This window comes from Mediterraneibacter faecis, assembly GCF_055383675.1.
On the sequence record NZ_AP043803.1, the window covers coordinates 188,367 to 207,392 of the forward strand.

The window sequence follows — 19,026 nt, forward strand, 5'->3', positions numbered from 1 at the left end:
CCCTCCTTATGCATTTTTCTCAAGTACGTGCTGATAGAAAGCATCAATATCTCTGTGATACTGTGCAAACATTTCCGGGCGGTCGTTCGGAACATCGTATTTGATCGCGATGACACGATCGAAAATATTCTCAGATTTTAGTACGGACATCGGATGTCCCATTGTGACAAGGGTACGTGCCTGCTTGTAAAGGTACAGGATCGTATCCATCATCAGGAACTGTTTTTCCATAGAAACGCAGGTGTCATCCGGGTGGAATGCATTTTGCTGCAGGAAACCAAGACGAATCACACGGGCAATCTCAAGGACAAGTTTCTGATCATCCGGGAGTACATCACTTCCGATCAGTTTTACGATCTCAAGAAGACTGCTTTCCTGATTCAACAGTGCCATCAGACGGTTACGGTAGTCAACAAATTTGGGAGACACATTGTCCTGATACCAATGGCTTAAGTCATTCAGATACTCACTGTAACTGGTCAGCCAGTGGATGGCCGGGAAATGTCTTGCATAGGCAAGGCTCTTATCCAGTCCCCAGAAGCAGCGGACGAATCGTTTGGTGTTCTGTGTAACCGGCTCGGAGAAGTCACCACCCTGTGGGGAAACAGCACCGATGATCGTAACAGAACCGTCTGTTCCGTTTAAGTTATGCATCATTCCGGCGCGTTCGTAGAACGCAGACAGACGGGACGCAAGATAAGCCGGGAAACCTTCCTCTGCAGGCATCTCTTCCAGACGTCCGGAAAGTTCTCGAAGAGCCTCGGCCCAACGGGAAGTGGAGTCGGCCATAATCGCTACATCGTAGCCCATATCACGGTAATATTCTGCCAGAGTAAGTCCGGTGTAAATGCTGGCTTCACGGGCGGCAACAGGCATGTTGGAAGTATTGGCAATCAGTGTAGTACGGTCCATCAGAGGTTTGCCGGTACGAGGATCGGTCAGTTCACTGAACTCTTCCAAAACCTGTGTCATCTCATTTCCACGCTCACCGCATCCGATATAGATGATGATATCTGCATCGGCCCATTTCGCAATCTGATGCTGTGTCATGGTCTTTCCGGTTCCAAATCCTCCTGGGATGGCAGCGGTACCGCCTTTTGCAATCGGGAACATGGTATCAATGATACGTTGTCCGGTAACAAGCGGAACAGATGCCGGGAAACGGTGATGAGTCGGTCGCGGAGTACGGATCGGCCAGTGCTGAGTCATAGTCAGCTCTTTCTCCTGTCCGTTAGGCAGTTCCAGACGAACCAGAGGTTCGTCAATTGTGTATTCACCGTCTGCAACAGTCACAAGAACAGTTCCCTCTACTTCAGGAGGAACCATACATTTATGAGTGATCGCATGTGTTTCAGGAACTTCTGCGATAATATCACCTGCATGGAGATAATCTCCCTGCTTTACAGTGATATGTGTTTTCCATTTCTTTGTACGGTCCAGAGAATCGACACTGACACCGCGTGTGATAAATGCGCCGCCGGAGGATTCTGCGATATCTTCCAGTGGACGTTCGATACCATCAAAAATGTTGTTCAGGATACCGGGTGCAAGTGTTACGGATACCGGACTTCCACTGGCAATAACTTCTTCGCCCGGGCGAAGCCCCGTTGTTTCCTCATAAACCTGAACGGTTGTCATATCTTTATCCAGTGCAATGACTTCTCCGACTAACTTCTGTTCGCCGACATAGACCATCTCGGACATACGGAATCCTGTGTTGCCTTTCAGATAAATGACGGGACCATTGATGCCGTAAATTTTCGCTGTCTTAAGCAATGCCGTCACCTCCTAAAAATACAAATTTGTCATACTGTTCTTTCAGCTGTGTGCTGAAGGAATTATCGATCAAAATGTTGCGGGAACGGATGACAGCACGGACACCGCCCCGGAAATCTTCGGCGCTGATCGTCAGATGAACTCTTGTAGCACCTTCCAGATCAGAACGTTTTTTTTCATCAGTTGGGTTAATATAGATCGTAAGCTCATCATTTCCGGCAAAAGCCACCGCTTTGCGGATGCATTTGATAAGAAAATTATTATAAGCTTCCGTCTTCATAAATTCATCGATTAATGCGTCTGCTTCCTCGAAGATCTTGTCTTTCAATTCCTGCTGAACCTTGCTTTGACGACGTTTGATCTCCAGCTGGGACTTGGCGAGTGCCTGGTTCAGTGAGAGCTTCGCATTGGCAGCTTCCGCCTTGATGCGAGTTTCTGACTGTCTTGTGGCTTCTGCCTTATGATCTTCGAAAACCTTCTCCAGGGCAGCCTGATGGGTGTCAATGATGACATTTCCCTCTAGGCGGGCCTGCTCCATGGATGTGGTTTGCAGGTGTGCGATTTTTTCTTCCAGAGTCAAGAGGAATCCCTCCTTTAGTTCGTAATATAATTGCGTTTATAATTTCAGTCCAATCGCCTCAGTGATATATGAGGTGATAAAGTCTTTCTGACGACCGGTTCCGTGGCGGTCAGGAATTTCGATCAATAACGGCATCTTTCGTTCCAGTCGGAAAGTGTCGATAATGTCCGGAAACTCCTGACCGAACTTCTCAGTCAGAAGAACAATACCGACAGTCGGATCGGAAAGCACTTTTTCCAAAGCTTGTTTCAGCTCATCCCGTTCATGGACGACAACTCCGTCTACACCGGCAAGACGCATTCCGGTGTAAGTGTCGACATTGTCACTGATCAGATACATTTTCATAGGCGGCTCCTTTCTGTTGAAAATCAGAAATTAGAGATTTCCTAAGATCATGAAAGAGATGATCAGTCCGTACAGACAAACACCTTCGGCAAGTCCTACGAAGATCAAGGATTTACCAAGAACGCTGGAATCCTCGCTGATTGCTCCAAGTGCTGCGCTGGCTGCACTTGCAACAGCGATACCACCGCCGATACAGGAAAGACCTGTAACAAGTGCGGCTGCAAGATATCCCATTCCTGTTGCGATTGTAGCACCGGAAGATGCGGCAGCTTCAGCAGCCTGTACATTTGCCGGACCTGCAAGCATCATGATAGATGCAATGGCAAATGCGCCGAAGAAGAAAAATGCGTTGACACCGATTGTACGTTTGTAGCGTTTTTTGTTCTTTTCACCGATCAGATAATATCCGAATGGGATGATGATGCTTAAAACAAGTGCTGCGATAAAGATGATTTTTGTTGCTAAACTCATAGTGGAATCCTCCTGATTTCTATACATTTTATGGCTGTCATAGATTTAAGCCAGATAGTTATTTCGTTTTCTTTTTTGTATATGGGTCGAATGCACGTCCGCTTCCTTTGTAGAAACGGCTGAACATCTCATAATATTCCAGACGAAGTACCTGAATACCTACGATCAGTCCTTCGAATCCGCATACGAACAGGTTGCCGAAGATTACTCCGAACCAGTTCGGATTTCCGCTTTCAGTGCCGGCCAGCTGAAGTACTACTTCCATGATAGCGGCATGGCTGACAGCAAATGCACCGATACGGATAAAGGAAATAGTGTTTGAGAAATAACTGAGCAATGTCTCAAACATCTCGAAAAAGCCTTGTACGATGTACATTCCAGGGCCTGTTTCCATTTTGTCGGCACGTTTCTCAATCATGCGGGTCAGAGGCTCTTTCAGGAAAATGAGAAGCAGCGGGACACCAAACATGATACCCATGACAATACCACCCGGAAGCGGATTACCTGTCATAAAGAGAACGATGGTTACTACAACGGCAATGTAGAAAATAAGTCCTGCCACACCGTTTGGATCAAACCAGGTACTTTCGATATCTTTGCTTCTTGCGGCATTAATAATATGTAGGATCATCGCTACGATGATCAGGAACATACCAAATGCGACAGCAACGATAAACACTGTGTTCAGTTTGCCGAGGAACGGCAGTGTAGTCATATGGTCGATTGGTCGTATCCACAATGGTTCAATGATGTCTTCAAATCCGAAAATACTTCCGAACATAAATCCGAAGATTGTGGAAAATACACCGGCAGTTGCGATAATTCCGGCAAGTGGAGCTTTCTTAAAGTGATAGATCAAGGCTCCACCGATTAAAAGCAAAAGCCCCTGTCCGACATCTCCGAACATAACTCCGAAAATAAAGGAGTATGTGATCGCTACGAAAATGGTTGGATCCATCTCATTGTGAGCCGGAAGACCATACATCTGAATGTACATCTCAAATGGTTTGAATAGCTTCGGATTTTCCAGCTTTGTCGGCGGTTCTCCGAAGTATGCATCATGGTCGTCTTCGACAACGACAAAGACTTTATCATCATCTTTGATCTCTTCCAAAAACTTCTCTACATCATCTTCTGCCATCCATCCGCAGAGGATATAAGAATCATCCTGGCTGTCTTTCATCCGAGCAGCCATCTTACGGATGTCAAAGTTCTTGGAGAGTTCCTCCAGACGGTTTTTCGCTGCAATAAGCTGTGGTGCCCGGTCAGAAAGCATCTCACCGGCTTCTTTATCCAGATCCTGGATCTCCAGATTGATCCGAGCAATGTCCCGTTCCAGTGACTGGTAAGCGAAAGACGGAGTTCCTTCAAATTCATCTTTCAGCTCGATGCGTTCAAAATGAAGAGAACGGAAAACAGCATCTACCTTTTGTGCCTCTCCTGGAGAAACGAAGTAAGCGCCGTATACGAAGCTTTCATCGCGTTCACCTTCAACGAAGATTGCACTCAAATCATCCATCAGATATTTATTCATCTTGTGATAAGATTCCAGCGCGATCCGTCCGAAACGATATGCAATATATCGATATCCGAGTACCTTGTGAAGATCACAGTCGAGCGGACGGAATGGGGAGAGCAGTTGCTGTTTGGCACGGAGCTCTTCAATCTTAGCTTTCTTTTTCTCTTTCTTTGCCTGCAGACCTTCATAATCCTCGCAGGCTTTGCGAACAACTTCAAACATGTCGTCAAGACCTAAAGAATCATCCGGTGTAATATCATCTACATTCGGAAGATAGCCGACGAACTGGGTTGCCTGGGCAAGTACATCCCGGTACGGATTAAGTTCAATGAACGGGCGAAGATTATCGACTGTCTTGAGTTCAGAAAGTGCGGACTCCAGCTGTATCTCATAACGTGAGAGATACAAGTCTGTGACACGGTCGATATCATCCCTAGGACCGGAAATGTTGATAAATTTCATTTTAACAATCATTGGGTTCTACCTCCAACGTACGCTAACGTCTCGCCTGGTGTCAGTCCGTAACGGATGCATTCCAGAGCGGTAGTCAGCTTTTTGATTTCTTCTTCTTTTAAGAAGAGGTAAGTGTTGACAGCGGCGATGGAGTATGGATTCCGCCTCCTGTCAATTGTGTACAGATGATGGAGACATTCTGAATACATCTGCTCCATGGTAAGCTGCTCAGTGGATTCATAGCGGCGGGCGTAAGGCGTCTGATTGCATAGTGTCTGCAATTCCTCTAATGTTGTTGCCTCGACCATTCCTTTGATCTGGTCGGTTGACAGACGGTAGTGGATCGGAAGAATCAGCTGGTAAATATCAGCAGGTTTCATATTAAAATATTTCTTCGCTCTGTAGATCCACTGCATGTTGAGCAGATCGATCTGAGTGCCGCAATCCCGCTGGTATAATTCCTTGTCTTCCTTTTTCAGGACTTTTTTCCGTGCTTTCCAAAGAGTTGTAAAATAATAAAGATTTAATGCCAGATCGTAGTCATAAAGAGTGACAGAAGGGGAATCCTTTAATTTCTTTAAAGGTTCATAATATTCTGTCTCCTTTAATGTCTCGATCAGTTCATCTGTGGTGCGTGAGGTGATCAGTTTTTCAATCGATATCTGTGAATACCGGTCGAAGAAAGGACGCTTGTAATCAAGATCAAAAGGTTTCTGATAATGGTTGATCACAATCCTCAAACAATAATTGATCAGCTCGACTTCATAAGATTTCAGACGTAGCTTCATAAGCTTGCGCTGCTTCTGTCCGCAAAAGCGATAAAGCTTTGCGTAGTCGCGGTAAAGTGAACGAGTCAGAATCTTCTCAATGCTTCCTCTGTGAAGCTGTTCGGGGGCCAGCTCTTCTAAAATATCTGCGTAAGCTGTCTCCTTCTTCAGATATTCAACTACCTCGGGAACATTGTGCAGGGAAGCGATTTCCTCAAATTGAGCCGGGGTGAGAAGCTTAGCTTCCATTGCCCGGGTTTTCGTTACGATACCACTGTATTCCAGTAGATTTCCCATAGGCTACACCTCAGTGATCCGTCGGAGAATCTCATGAGCATAATCAGAATGTTTTTCATCGTATTCCTTCTGCAGGGCATTAAGTTCATCCTGACTCTCCTGACTTTGCCCGGATAAGATCCGTGAGGTCTCCGCTTCCAGTTTGTCACGAATTTCTTGAATCTGCCGCTGCGTATCAGCTTCAAGCTCTTTGTCGAAATCCATCCGCTTTTTGTCAAAATTTTCATCTAATGCGGACTTTTCGGCTTCTGCATGTTGCACGATTGCAGATGCGGCAGATTCAATCTCTGTCAATTTGTTTATAATAGAGTCCATAACCAGCCTCCTTTTTGTTAGAAATTCATAATATCTTTTATAATACACCTTTTGGAGAAAATTACAAGCAATCTGAAAAGATAATTTATGTTAAATATCCAGAGGTGTTTGAGATAGAGACTGTGAGTCTGAGAATGTCATTAGTATTCTTCAAAATGGCTTTCTTGTGTGGACAGTAATTAGTTGTGAGATGAGAAAAATCATGTTATGATAAGACCTGAAATAATCCGCAGATATCAAAGAAGGTTTTACCTTATAATAGAAAGTACGCAGTAATGCTGTGGTGAAGAACAGGAGAAAAATAGCAGATGAGATTAAGAAATATACCAAGAGCAGATGGCGTGATCGATGCACATCGTGCTGTGATCAAGAAACCAGAGGAGCAGAGAGGTCAGTGGGCTCAGGTCTTTGGAAATGAGAAACCAATTCAGATTGAAATCGGAATGGGAAAGGGCCAGTTTATTTTGAATATGGCTAAGGCTCACCCAGAGATCAATTTTATTGGAATTGAACGTTATTCCAGCGTCCTGCTTCGTGCACTTGAAAAATATGATACAGAGGAATTTGAAAATCTTGAGAATATCCGTTTTATCTGCATGGATGCAAGAGAGATTGAAGCAGTGTTTGCACCGGCAGAGGTGGATAAGATCTTCTTGAACTTCTCAGATCCGTGGCCAAAGGCTAGACATGCGAAACGTAGATTAACATCAACAGAATTCCTTGCAAGATATGAGAAGGTTCTTGTGGAAAATGGAAGAGTAGAATTTAAGACAGATAATACTGAACTTTTCAACTTTTCTCTGGAGCAGGTGAAAGAAGCTGGATGGGAACTGCTTGCTTATACTTACGACCTACATCATCAGGAAGAGATGAATAAGGGGAATATTATGACAGAATATGAGCAGAAATTCTCAGAGAAGGGAAATCCAATCAATAAGCTGATCGCACAGAGAAAATAAGCATCATATATTATATAGAAAGAGTAGAATTCACAGGAGAACAGGATGAGACGGGGGAAATGTTGGAAAGCTGGGGTCCGTGAGTTGTGTTATTGTCATCAGAGACTGAATCGAAGGATTGTCTGCATTTGCAGATCCTTCGAGGAGGTGTATCGAATTTTAAATAGGGGATATTGCAACAAAGACACGGGAAAGAAGAAACGTTGCTGATATCGTCTGAATTGTATATGAAATTAATAATTTTGAAAAAAATGAAAAAATTTGAAAAAAGGGGTTGCATTCCGGCAACAACTGATATATAATACTATTTGTGTTGAGGAACACAAGACACGAAAACAAAAGAATGCGCGATTAGCTCAGTTGGTAGAGCACCTGACTCTTAATCAGGGTGTCCAGGGTTCGAACCCCTGATCGCGCACTAACAATCACTGTTTTTACAGACATAGGAGCTGTGGGGACGGTGATTTTTTTATATATTAGGAAAGTCCTTTCCTAATATATAAAAAACGCTCCGCTTAGGATGCGCACTGCGGCGTACAAGGTAGATGTCGCAAGCGACCGCCGCAGGCGCAAGAATGTGCCGAGGCACATTCTTTGTTATGCCCACATTAAGAGGTCACAACAGAACTAACTCTGTTGTGACCATCCTGTCATTCCACGAAAAGACATCATGTTATTACGGAGAATGACTATTGTTTAATTCAGATCGGCTGTCATTTCTGCAACCATAGCCAGATTGTCGTTCGTACTCTGATCCATATCTATAACCTGAACATGAATCTGGTTTGTATCTGTCTGCTCAAACTGAAGCTGGATCTCATACATCCCATTTTCTGGATCTGTTGTTGTTCCACCGAATTTTTCCAGTTTGTTTCCATCAGCATCTGTAAGAATCATCTGTACATTTTCATATTCTTCCGGTACTTCAAGATACAAATAAGTGGACGCCGGTGCTTTCACAATCTTACTTACTGTAAATCCATTGTTTTCTGTATTTACCTCATAAGTATTTAACAGGCTTGTGTCTGTATCTACTGTAAACTCAAGATTCCACTGACCTGTGATCAGATTTTCACCTTCTACATAAGTTGCCGGTTCAGGTTGATTCTCTACCGTTGCATACAACTCAGTGAATTTAATATCTACAGTGGACAGATCTTTAAATGTTTTGTCAGCCAACCATCCGGCACTGATATGCCCCAATCCGACAAAGCTTCCATCCTCTGCTTTTTTCAAGGACAATTCAGCTCCTGTCTCTTCCCCGTTTACATAAACCTGCTGGCTTTTTTCAGGCAATAAATAGTCTTTCTGATTTACCTGATCATTATCTGTTATTGCTGTTATAGTAAAATACATTTCATATCCATCACAATATGCATCTGATACTGTCACTGTCACGCCATTGCTTTCTGCTTCTGATCCTGGATTCTGCACACTTTCTGAATTGTCTGCAATCTTTCCATATGCTGTCTTGTCCTTTTCTCCATATGGCGTATTCTCCTTATTTTTCTGCAGTTTTGCAAAGACATCTCCGATCACTGGAATATTTTTCGCCAGTACTGGATTTGCATAAAATACGCTTCCTGATACTGCGATTACTGCTACCGCTGCAGCTGCCGCTGTCCATGCTTTTCTCTTCTTCTGATTACCATTGTTTAGTTTCTTCATCGTAACATTCCCTTGTCCGATTTCTCTATATGCATCCTGAATTTTCTGTTCTACAACATCTGGGATTTCCAGGTTTTTTTTCAATTCTTTTTTCATCTTTTCCTCAAATGACATCATCAAAACCTCCTTTTTGCTTGCATTTTTTATCAGCTGCATTCTAAAAGCATCCGCTATTCAAATTGGAATTCCGGGTGTTCTTTCAGGTATAGCTTTTTATATACTCCTCGGCCCCTGGAAAGTCTTGTCTTCACTGTATTTTCATTCATCTGCAGTATTTGACTGATTTCTCGGATGCTCATCTCTTCTACATAATATAAAATCAATACAACCCGATATTGCTGTTCCATCTGGTCTAACAGCTCTAGAAAGTCTTCGTTGATTGTCGCTGCTCCCGGTGGTGCTGCAATCTTTTCTTCTGCTTTCTTTCCTTTTATATCTTCTGCCCCATAATACGCTTCAATTCCGACTACTTTCTTCTGTTCCCTAAGCATCTGATTACAATTATTGATTAATATTCTGATCAGCCATGTCTTAAAATACTGTGCTTTTTTTAATTCTTTCAGCTTTTCATAGCAAGTAAGGATGCTTTGCTGAATTGCATCTGCTGCATCAAAATCGTTTTTTAAAATACCGACCGCTACTTTATACATGGCCTGCTTATTTTCTTCTATCAATTCCACGAACGCCTGATCATCTCCCCTTTGCGCCCGCTTTACAAGAGATTTCATTTTATACGCCACCTTCTTTCAATTGTTTTCAAGCTTCATCTCAACCGATTGATACTTATTAGATGAATTTATGGCATAAAAAGTTTCAAAAATGGTACAATCTATAGATAAAGAAAGAGCGATGGGAACAATAAAGCACGAAAAATCTGTTGTAGATTTTTTTACAGGTGCTGGAACCGGAATTATTGTATCCTGCTTATTTTCACCGAATTCATCGGTAAGAACTACGGTTATTATTGTTGGAATTATAATGGTATGTATTGGATGGTATAAAAAATCAAAGAGTGACAAAAAGGTATTTCAATATATTAAAGAACATGATTAAATGAATTTTAGGCAGGAACTGCCAGTCGTTGAAGGAATCCTCGTCATTGACGAGGATTCCTTCATGGAAAGAGAAAGCTTGTTACTTATAATTTTGCAGGATTTACATGAACCATGATATGTTTTACTTTAGGAAAAGTCTTTTCGATATCGTTATGCACTTTTTCGGCCACATCATGTGCATCCTGAAGTGTGATGGAGCCATCCAGAGCAATTTCAACATCAACATAGATTTTATTTCCAAAAATTCGAGTTCGAAGTACGTCAATCTTATGAACATTTGGATTGCGCATTACGCAGTTGCGAAGTTGAGTCTCCATTTCTTCGTCACAGGAGTGGTCAACCATTTTGTCGATTGCATCTTTGAAAATATCGGAAGCAGCCTTTACGATAAATACAAAAATCACTAAGCTGGCAATGGAGTCCATGATTGGAAATCCAAGTCTTGAACCGGCGATTCCGACCAATGCGCCGATGGAAGAAAATGCATCGGAACGATGGTGCCAGGCATCTGCCATTAGTGCACTGGAATCGATTCTCTTGGCGTGATATCTGGTGTACCAGTACATTGCCTCTTTACTTGCAATTGAAATTATGGCGGCAATCAGTGCTAAGATACCAGGTGTTTGTATGTTGTCAGAATTTCCCTGCAATATCGTTTTGAATGCTTCGATTCCGATTCCAAGGCCTGTGATAAGAAGAACGATTGCAAGGACAATTGCAGCTACACACTCTAGGCGTTCATGTCCATAGGGATGTTCTTTGTCCGGTTTTTTTGATGCGAGTCTGATTCCAATAATAACTACAAATGTACTGAATACATCTGATGCGGAATGAATGGCGTCACTGATCATCGCATTGGAATGCGCAACAATTCCGGCAAAAAGTTTGAGCAGGGATAGAGCGACGTTTCCAATAATTGTAATGGTAGAGACTTTATTGGCTACTTTTTGGAAATCTTCTTCGTTTGCGATGGGATTTCCGGTTTTCATTGTGCTGTTTTCCATATGTGTTACCTCCAATTTAATAGAACAAGTGAAAGATAGCTCTATGGCACTAAATATATGTGGGAAAATGAAAGAATTGTTTTAAAATAAAAAACACCCACGAATCAGTATTAGCAACTACTGTCCCGCGGATGAAAGATTCCACTGTCGCATCTGCGACCCGACTCCATGATATGATATCACGGTCTGCTCAGTTTGTACTGTAGATTTATATGCAGTGCAAAGAGTTATAGTAGATATAGCATAAAAGAGATGGGTTTGTCAAGAAAAATGAATTGATTTTTGATTACAGATATTAGGAATGATAAAGTCAAGGAATGGGTAATGAAATAAGTTACTTGCGATCCTCTTTTTTGAGTGATAAGATAAAAATACTTGTAAAGAGAGTGAGGTAGAAAAATATGTATTATGTACCAGATGGCACAAAAGAGTGCGGATATTATGAATGTAAAAAATGTGGAAGTCGATTTTTATCTTTACAGACAATGAATACAATTCCCTGTCCGGATTGCGGGATGGATATTGACTATGAAATTGGACCAGATGAAACTTTAGAGACGGCAGAGGATACAGCAGTGCTGGTAGAGAAGATTACAGGAGAAGAGGAAGTTGAGAAGATGGATGCACTTCTGAGCCTGGCAATTACGGGTGGAGACTTTAACTGGATTTAAAATATATCCGAAGATAAAAGAGATTTTTCCTATTATAGTGGAAAAATCTCTTTCCATTCTCCGGGAGAAAGTGTCTCATCGAGAATAATATCTTCTATAGAAATGCGTTTCAATTCAATTACGCAGCAGTGAACCGCTTTCATCATGCGGCGAATCTGACGCTTACGCCCTTCTCTGATTGTGATCTCTCCGTAAGTGACCGGATGAGTTGGGAGGTTATTACATACGGCATTCTGTACTTCCGGATGTAAAGTATCTATTATATTAGAAAGAATATCCTGACGAAATACTTTTAGTTTCGCAGGAGAAGTAAGAACAGGGGATCCTTTTAAGAGGATTCCTTTTTCTAATTGTCGGCATCGATCTTCGGTCAAATCGCCGAGAACCGTAAAATAATAGGTCTTCTCTTTATGATAAGAAGGGTGCGTAAGTTTCTGATTGAAAACTCCGTCATCTGTAATAAGGAGGAGTCCGGTTGTTTCTCTGTCTAATCGCCCAACCGGATTTAAATTGTCATTATTTAATTCTGAGAAATAGTCCATAACGGTTGGATAAAGGCTATCACGGCGGGCAGTGACGCAGCCAAAAGGTTTGTTGAACATATAATAATGAAACATGTTGTGTCTCCTGTGTCTTTATAAGTGAAATAAATAGATGAGATTGATTATACAGAAAAGTAATAAATTTCACAAGGTGTGCCGCTTATACCTGTCATTGGCTGTAGAAAAGGCGGTTTAATCTCTCTATTTGACATGAATTGTCGGAATTGTCTGAATTGCATGAAATATATAAAAAACATTGACAATTAAAAACAGCTGTGATAAGATAACATTCGTCGCTGAGGAACAGCAAAGAAAACAACAGAGGAACGGAAGATGAAAGAAGACGCGGAGGCGGAACATTCTTGATCGGAAGGAAACTAGAAGATTTAAAAATCAATGAAATGATTGAAAAATAAATCGAAAAAGTTGTTGACAAAGAGTTCTGAAAGTGATATCCTAAATAGGCTGTCGCGTGAGACGGCAAAGGAAAGCTCGAAAAGAGCGACAAAGAAAAATAAAAAAGTTCTTGACAAAGACAAAAGCTTTTGATAAAATATAAAAGCTGTCGCTTGAAAAGAACGACAAAAACAAAGAACCTTGATAACTGAACAATAGACAACAACAACCCTTGAAAATTTCTTTAAGAGAAGATTTTTAAGAACGGTTTTTAAACAAACCAAAACAACAGTAAAAAGGGAAGAATTAGCTAGTTAGTTGGTTCTGAACTGGATACAAACACTTTTAACGAGAGTTTGATCCTGGCTCAGGATGAACGCTGGCGGCGTGCTTAACACATGCAAGTCGAACGAAGCACCTTGATTTGATTCTCCGGATGAAGATCTTGGTGACTGAGTGGCGGACGGGTGAGTAACGCGTGGGTAACCTGCCTCATACAGGGGGATAACAGTTAGAAATGACTGCTAATACCGCATAAGACCACAGCACCGCATGGTGCAGGGGTAAAAACTCCGGTGGTATGAGATGGACCCGCGTCTGATTAGGTAGTTGGTGGGGTAACGGCCTACCAAGCCGACGATCAGTAGCCGACCTGAGAGGGTGACCGGCCACATTGGGACTGAGACACGGCCCAAACTCCTACGGGAGGCAGCAGTGGGGAATATTGCACAATGGGGGAAACCCTGATGCAGCGACGCCGCGTGAGCGATGAAGTATTTCGGTATGTAAAGCTCTATCAGCAGGGAAGAAAATGACGGTACCTGACTAAGAAGCACCGGCTAAATACGTGCCAGCAGCCGCGGTAATACGTATGGTGCAAGCGTTATCCGGATTTACTGGGTGTAAAGGGAGCGTAGACGGAGTGGCAAGTCTGATGTGAAAACCCGGGGCTCAACCCCGGGACTGCATTGGAAACTGTCAATCTAGAGTACCGGAGAGGTAAGCGGAATTCCTAGTGTAGCGGTGAAATGCGTAGATATTAGGAGGAACACCAGTGGCGAAGGCGGCTTACTGGACGGTAACTGACGTTGAGGCTCGAAAGCGTGGGGAGCAAACAGGATTAGATACCCTGGTAGTCCACGCCGTAAACGATGACTACTAGGTGTCGGGCAGCAAAGCTGTTCGGTGCCGCAGCAAACGCAATAAGTAGTCCACCTGGGGAGTACGTTCGCAAGAATGAAACTCAAAGGAATTGACGGGGACCCGCACAAGCGGTGGAGCATGTGGTTTAATTCGAAGCAACGCGAAGAACCTTACCTGCTCTTGACATCTCCCTGACCGGCAAGTAATGTTGCCTTTCCTTCGGGACAGGGATGACAGGTGGTGCATGGTTGTCGTCAGCTCGTGTCGTGAGATGTTGGGTTAAGTCCCGCAACGAGCGCAACCCCTATCTTTAGTAGCCAGCGGTTCGGCCGGGCACTCTAGAGAGACTGCCAGGGATAACCTGGAGGAAGGTGGGGATGACGTCAAATCATCATGCCCCTTATGAGCAGGGCTACACACGTGCTACAATGGCGTAAACAAAGGGAGGCAGAACCGCGAGGTCGAGCAAATCCCAAAAATAACGTCTCAGTTCGGATTGTAGTCTGCAACTCGACTACATGAAGCTGGAATCGCTAGTAATCGCGAATCAGAATGTCGCGGTGAATACGTTCCCGGGTCTTGTACACACCGCCCGTCACACCATGGGAGTCAGTAACGCCCGAAGTCAGTGACCCAACCGTAAGGAGGGAGCTGCCGAAGGTGGGACCGATAACTGGGGTGAAGTCGTAACAAGGTAGCCGTATCGGAAGGTGCGGCTGGATCACCTCCTTTCTAAGGAAGAAAAAAGTAGAGAGTTTTTACTGTTGTCTATTGTTGGGTTATCAAGTAACCAAAGCTTTTGGTGGCGATGCGCTTAGGGGTAACACCCGTTCCCATCCCGAACACGATGGTAAAGACCTAAGCGGCCGATGGTACTGCACTGGAGACGGTGTGGGAGAGTAGGTGGCCGCCAAATTAAAAGAAAGAAACTAAGGCAGAGACGCTGCCGAAGTTGAACATATAGATACAGGCAAAGATGAGCAACAACTTATCACCGCCAACCCAATCAGCAGGGCAGTGCTGTTATGATAGCTGGTTTCACCAGTGATTAGATATACAAAGAGATTTGTGTATGTAATGACTGATGAAAATATCAGTCGGATGAAGAACTGAATAAGGACTTCATCTTATGTACCTTGAAAACTGCATATAGTAAAAATCAATAGATTTAGATAAATATCTAATCAAGACATCCGAGGTAATGTTAACAACATTAACTTACAGTCTGAAGAAAACAGACTTAAAATAAATTGACTATCACCAACGCATACAACGCTATGTATGTGTGGACATTATCCCATTCCCGTGGGATGAGGTCGAGTTGGTTATGCTGATAAGAGCGTATGGTGGATGCCTTGGCACTAAGAGCCGATGAAAGACGTGATAAGCTGCGAAAAGCTTCGGGGAGGAGCAAATATCCTTTGATCCGGAGATTTCTGAATGGGGAAACCTACTTGAGCAAACCTCAAGTATCCTTAAGCCAATACATAACTTAAGGAAGGGAACCCGGTGAACTGAAACATCTAAGTAGCCGGAGGAAGAGAAAACAACATGTGATTCTGTGAGTAGCGGCGAGCGAAAACGGAAGAGCCCAAACCAGCGTGCGTGCATGCTGGGGTTCGGACCGCGGAATTGATTCAACGAGTTTAGCAGAACGGTTTTGGGAAAGCCGGCCAGAGAGGGTGAAAGCCCCGTAAGCGAAAGACGAGTTGACATGGCGGGATCCAGAGTACCACGAGACACGTGGAACCTTGTGGGAAGATGCGGGGACCACCCCGTAAGGCTAAATACTACTTAGTGACCGATAGCGCATAGTACTGTGAAGGAAAGGTGAAAAGGACCCCGGGAGGGGAGTGAAAAAGAACCTGAAACCATATGTTTACAAGCTGTGGAAGAGCTTTATATGCTCAACCGCGTACTTTTTGTAGAACGGTCCGGCGAGTTACGCTGGCTGGCGAGGTTAAGGACTAAAGGTCCGGAGCCGAAGGGAAACCAAGTCTGAATAGGGCGCATAGTCAGTCGGAGTAGACCCGAAACCGGGTGATCTATCCATGTCCAGGTTGAAGTTGCCGTAAAAGGCAATGGAGGACCGAACCCACATCCGTTGAAAAGGGTGGGGATGAGGTGTGGATAGGGGAGAAATTCCAATCGAACCCGGAGATAGCTGGTTCTCCTCGAAATAGCTTTAGGGCTAGCCTCATACGAGTCTTGCGGAGGTAGAGCACTGAATTCCTAAGGGGGCGTCAAAGCTTACTAAGGGATATCAAACTCCGAATGCCGTGTAGATGATGTATGGGAGTCAGACGATCCGAGATAAGTTGGGTGGTCAAAAGGGAAAGAGCCCAGACCAACAGCTAAGGCCCCAAAATGTGTGTTAAGTGGAAAAGGATGTGGGATTTCGAAGACAACTAGGATGTTGGCTCAGAAGCAGCCATTCATTCAAAGAGTGCGTAATAGCTCACTAGTCGAGAGGTCCTGCGCCGAAAATGTCCGGGGCTAAAACACACTGCCGAAGCTTTGGAATTGAGAATTCAATTGGTAGAGGAGCATTCTTAAAGGGACGAAGCAGTACCGAAAGGAGCTGTGGACTTTTAAGAAGAGAGAATGCCGGAATGAGTAGCGAGAGGAAGGTGGGAATCCTTCCGGCCGAATATCTAAGGTTTCCAGAGTAAAGCTGATCTGCTCTGGGTAAGTCGGGGCCTAAGGCGAGGTCGAAAGACGTAGTCGATGGATAACAGGTTGAAATTCCTGTACTATCCTGTAACAGAACTGTGGGGACACAGGCAGAGAGCGTGAGCCGGGAATGGAAAGACCGGTACAAGCGAGGTAGGAGAAGAGTTGGCAAATCCGCTCTTTAATCTGAAGACGTGATGTGGACTGAAAATAAGTAGGGAAGCACGTGAGCTGACTGTCAAGAAAAGCCGCTATTGTTTGCAGGATACCCGTACCGTAAACCGACACAGGTGGATGAGGAGAGAATCCTAAGGCCGACGGGAGAAGCATTGTTAAGGAACTCGGCAAAATGACTCCGTAACTTCGGGAGAAGGAGTGCCAGTAAGATGGCCGCAGAGAATTGGCCCAAGCAACTGTTTAGCAAAAACACAGGTCTATGCAAAACCGAAAGGTGAGGTATATGGGCTGACGCCTGCCCGGTGCTGGAAGGTTAAGGGGAGAGGTTAGCGCAAGCGAAGCTTTGAACTTAAGCCCCAGTAAACGGCGGCCGTAACTATAACGGTCCTAAGGTAGCGAAATTCCTTGTCGGGTAAGTTCCGACCCGCACGAAAGGCGTAATGATTTGGGCACTGTCTCAACAATGCACCCGGTGAAATTGAAATACCAGTGAAGATGCTGGTTACCTGCGCCAGGACGGAAAGACCCCATGGAGCTTTACTCCAGCTTGATACTGGGATTCGGTATTGCATGTACAGGATAGGTGGGAGGCTAGGAAATGGTAACGCCAGTTGCCATGGAGCCAATGTTGGGATACCACCCTTGCAGTACTGGGTTTCTAACCAGCAGCCGTGATCCGGCTGGGGGACAATGTCAGGTGGGGAGTTTGACTGGGGCGGTCGCCTCCGAAAGGGTATCGGAGGCGCTCAAAGGTTCCCTCAGAATGGTTGGAAACCATTCGAAGAGTGCAAAGGCAGAAGGGAGCTTGACTGCGACACCGACGGGTGGAGCAGGTACGAAAGTAGGACTTAGTGATCCGGTGGTATAAAGTGGGATTGCCATCGCTCAACGGATAAAAGCTACCCTGGGGATAACAGGCTTATCACTCCCAAGAGTTCACATCGACGGAGTGGTTTGGCACCTCGATGTCGGCTCATCGCATCCTGGGGCTGAAGTAGGTCCCAAGGGTTGGGCTGTTCGCCCATTAAAGCGGTACGCGAGCTGGGTTCAGAACGTCGTGAGACAGTTCGGTCCCTATCCGGCGTGGGCGTAAGATATTTGAGAGGAGCTGTCCTTAGTACGAGAGGACCGGGATGGACTGGCCGCTGGTGTATCTGTTGTCTTACCAAAGGCATAGCAGAGTAGCCAAGCCGGGAAGGGATAAACGCTGAAGGCATCTAAGCGTGAAGCCCCCCTCAAGATGAGATATCTCATAACGTCAAGTTAGTAAGACCCCTTGAAGACGACGAGGTAGATAGGGCAGAGGTGGAAGTGTGGTAACACATGGAGCTGACTGTTACTAATAGGTCGAGGGCATAACCAAAGCAGTGATAGGTTTGGATGATGATGTTGGTTTTGACTGTATGTAGTTTTGAAGGTACATGGAATATAGACAGGAATGAGAAGCAGTGCGAAAGCGCTGTTTTTTTCTTGCAAAAAAATCAAGTTTCTTGACAAAGAAAAGATTTTGCTATATGTATATATCAGATGAGGATTGTGTGTCTCACGGCAAAAATGCTGGTGGCATTCTTGAAAAAAGTATATAGAAAAGATGGGACAATAAATGACCAAGGGAAGAATCATAATAGCTGATATAGAAAAAATATCATGTAAGGAAGAGTGGATTCTCTCACAGATAGCACAAAGATATGTTGAAAAGTATCAGAAGCATAAGAGAGAAACGGATAAAAAACAGGAGCTGATAGCGGGATATCTTTTAAAAGAGTATTTAGGTGTAGAAAATGATGCTCAGCTTGTAATGAATAAAAATGGGAAGCCTATGCTTGTGGATGCGAGAAAACATTTTAACCTGTCACATAGCGGTAAATATGTAGTTCTAGCGATTGCTGATCAGGAAGTAGGCATTGATATTGAACGTGTGCGTCCGTATCATGAAGCTACAGCGAAGAAGATATTTTCGAATGAAATACAAAATGCAATCTCTGAACTTTGTGGGGAGGAAAAAGACCGGATATTTACTCAATTATGGACAGAACTAGAAGCGAAGCTGAAAGTAAAAGGCATTGGATTTAGCAAAGAATGGGAAAATGAAAAAGCAAAGGAATATTTTATTGAGACAAGATGTATAGATGAATATTATGTAAGCTTAGCGACAAAAGAAAAAATTTCTATAGAAACAGAATGGTTTGCAGGGAATGGAAAGGAAGTAAAATAG

At 43.9% G+C, this 19,026-nt stretch carries 15 protein-coding genes, 1 tRNA gene, 3 rRNA genes and 1 riboswitch; of the genes, 8 read left to right on the forward strand and 11 right to left on the reverse strand.

The features are described 5' to 3' along the window. Nucleotides 1–6 precede the first annotated feature (6 nt). From ACZ47Z_RS00905 to ACZ47Z_RS00935, 7 genes are read right to left on the reverse strand one after another with little or no spacing between them, the layout of a single operon-like run. Nucleotides 7–1,776 carry a V-type ATP synthase subunit A gene (locus ACZ47Z_RS00905; protein ID WP_117836466.1) on the reverse strand — a complete coding sequence of 590 codons (1,770 nt, stop codon included), beginning with the start codon at nt 1,774–1,776 and terminating at the stop codon, nt 7–9. Beyond that, a complete protein-coding gene (locus ACZ47Z_RS00910) occupies nt 1,769–2,356 on the reverse strand; it encodes a V-type ATP synthase subunit E (protein ID WP_464525773.1) in 588 nt (195 codons plus the stop codon). The genes ACZ47Z_RS00905 and ACZ47Z_RS00910 overlap by 8 nt, the downstream gene beginning before the upstream one ends. A gap of 36 nt (nt 2,357–2,392) precedes the next feature. Further along, a complete protein-coding gene (locus ACZ47Z_RS00915; RefSeq protein ID WP_020436810.1) occupies nt 2,393–2,701 on the reverse strand; it encodes a V-type ATP synthase subunit F in 309 nt (102 codons plus the stop codon). Nucleotides 2,702–2,731: 30 nt separating this feature from the next. Continuing rightward, the gene (locus ACZ47Z_RS00920; RefSeq protein WP_015529375.1) at nt 2,732–3,172 is read right to left on the reverse strand and encodes an ATP synthase subunit C; all 441 of its coding nucleotides are present in this window, start codon (nt 3,170–3,172) and stop codon (nt 2,732–2,734) included. A gap of 58 nt (nt 3,173–3,230) precedes the next feature. Next, the gene (locus ACZ47Z_RS00925; RefSeq protein ID WP_464525774.1) at nt 3,231–5,165 is read right to left on the reverse strand and encodes a V-type ATP synthase subunit I; all 1,935 of its coding nucleotides are present in this window, start codon (nt 5,163–5,165) and stop codon (nt 3,231–3,233) included. Continuing rightward, nucleotides 5,162–6,208, reverse strand: coding sequence for a V0D/AC39 family V-type ATPase subunit (locus ACZ47Z_RS00930; RefSeq protein WP_117569907.1), 1,047 nt, complete (start codon nt 6,206–6,208; stop codon nt 5,162–5,164). Before ACZ47Z_RS00930 ends, ACZ47Z_RS00925 begins: the two co-directional genes overlap by 4 nt. A 3-nt stretch (nt 6,209–6,211) precedes the next feature. Further along, complete coding sequence (locus ACZ47Z_RS00935; RefSeq protein ID WP_054754106.1) at nt 6,212–6,523, reverse strand: hypothetical protein; 312 nt, start codon at nt 6,521–6,523, stop codon at nt 6,212–6,214. Between the two features lie 308 nt (nt 6,524–6,831). Between ACZ47Z_RS00935 and trmB the strand changes: the two genes are divergently transcribed. Continuing rightward, the gene (gene trmB / locus ACZ47Z_RS00940) at nt 6,832–7,482 is read left to right on the forward strand and encodes a tRNA (guanosine(46)-N7)-methyltransferase TrmB (protein ID WP_054754104.1); all 651 of its coding nucleotides are present in this window, start codon (nt 6,832–6,834) and stop codon (nt 7,480–7,482) included. A gap of 345 nt (nt 7,483–7,827) precedes the next feature. Next, nucleotides 7,828–7,900, forward strand: a tRNA-Lys gene (locus ACZ47Z_RS00945). A 278-nt stretch (nt 7,901–8,178) separates the two neighbouring features. Here ACZ47Z_RS00945 and ACZ47Z_RS00950 read toward each other — a convergent pair. After that, nucleotides 8,179–9,267 (reverse strand): DUF4179 domain-containing protein, encoded by a 1,089-nt coding sequence (locus tag ACZ47Z_RS00950; RefSeq protein ID WP_167549891.1) that lies wholly within the window; start codon nt 9,265–9,267, stop codon nt 8,179–8,181. Nucleotides 9,268–9,320: 53 nt separating this feature from the next. Next, nucleotides 9,321–9,878 (reverse strand): RNA polymerase sigma factor, encoded by a 558-nt coding sequence (locus ACZ47Z_RS00955; RefSeq protein WP_117891097.1) that lies wholly within the window; start codon nt 9,876–9,878, stop codon nt 9,321–9,323. A 121-nt stretch (nt 9,879–9,999) separates the two neighbouring features. Between ACZ47Z_RS00955 and ACZ47Z_RS00960 the strand changes: the two genes are divergently transcribed. Then, a complete protein-coding gene (locus ACZ47Z_RS00960) occupies nt 10,000–10,203 on the forward strand; it encodes a hypothetical protein (protein WP_117569881.1) in 204 nt (67 codons plus the stop codon). Nucleotides 10,204–10,288: 85 nt separating this feature from the next. On the opposite strand, the gene ACZ47Z_RS00965 is transcribed toward ACZ47Z_RS00960, so the two are convergent. Continuing rightward, entirely contained in the window at nt 10,289–11,209 is a 921-nt protein-coding gene (locus ACZ47Z_RS00965) for a cation diffusion facilitator family transporter (RefSeq protein WP_464525775.1), read from the reverse strand. Between the two features lie 118 nt (nt 11,210–11,327). Continuing rightward, a riboswitch (NiCo riboswitch) is annotated at nt 11,328–11,413 on the reverse strand. Between the two features lie 197 nt (nt 11,414–11,610). On the opposite strand from ACZ47Z_RS00965, the gene ACZ47Z_RS00970 reads away from it, so the two are divergent. After that, nucleotides 11,611–11,880 carry an FmdB family zinc ribbon protein gene (locus ACZ47Z_RS00970; protein ID WP_054754097.1) on the forward strand — a complete coding sequence of 90 codons (270 nt, stop codon included), beginning with the start codon at nt 11,611–11,613 and terminating at the stop codon, nt 11,878–11,880. A 32-nt stretch (nt 11,881–11,912) separates the two neighbouring features. Here the strand turns inward: ACZ47Z_RS00970 and ACZ47Z_RS00975 are convergent, their stop codons facing one another. Beyond that, nucleotides 11,913–12,497, reverse strand: coding sequence for a pseudouridine synthase (locus ACZ47Z_RS00975; protein WP_117542279.1), 585 nt, complete (start codon nt 12,495–12,497; stop codon nt 11,913–11,915). Nucleotides 12,498–13,162: 665 nt separating this feature from the next. Between ACZ47Z_RS00975 and ACZ47Z_RS00980 the strand changes: the two genes are divergently transcribed. The 4 genes from ACZ47Z_RS00980 to ACZ47Z_RS00995 all read left to right on the forward strand — a co-directional run bounded on the left by ACZ47Z_RS00980 (nt 13,163) and on the right by ACZ47Z_RS00995 (nt 19,026). Next, a 16S ribosomal RNA gene (locus tag ACZ47Z_RS00980) occupies nt 13,163–14,693 on the forward strand. Between the two features lie 66 nt (nt 14,694–14,759). Next, nucleotides 14,760–14,877: ribosomal RNA gene (gene rrf, locus ACZ47Z_RS00985) — 5S ribosomal RNA — on the forward strand. A gap of 407 nt (nt 14,878–15,284) precedes the next feature. Then, nucleotides 15,285–18,174: ribosomal RNA gene (locus ACZ47Z_RS00990) — 23S ribosomal RNA — on the forward strand. The 16S, 23S and 5S rRNA genes sit together here, the layout of an rRNA operon. A gap of 240 nt (nt 18,175–18,414) precedes the next feature. Next, nucleotides 18,415–19,026, forward strand: a complete 612-nt coding sequence (locus ACZ47Z_RS00995) for a 4'-phosphopantetheinyl transferase family protein (RefSeq protein ID WP_054751837.1) — start codon at nt 18,415–18,417, stop codon at nt 19,024–19,026.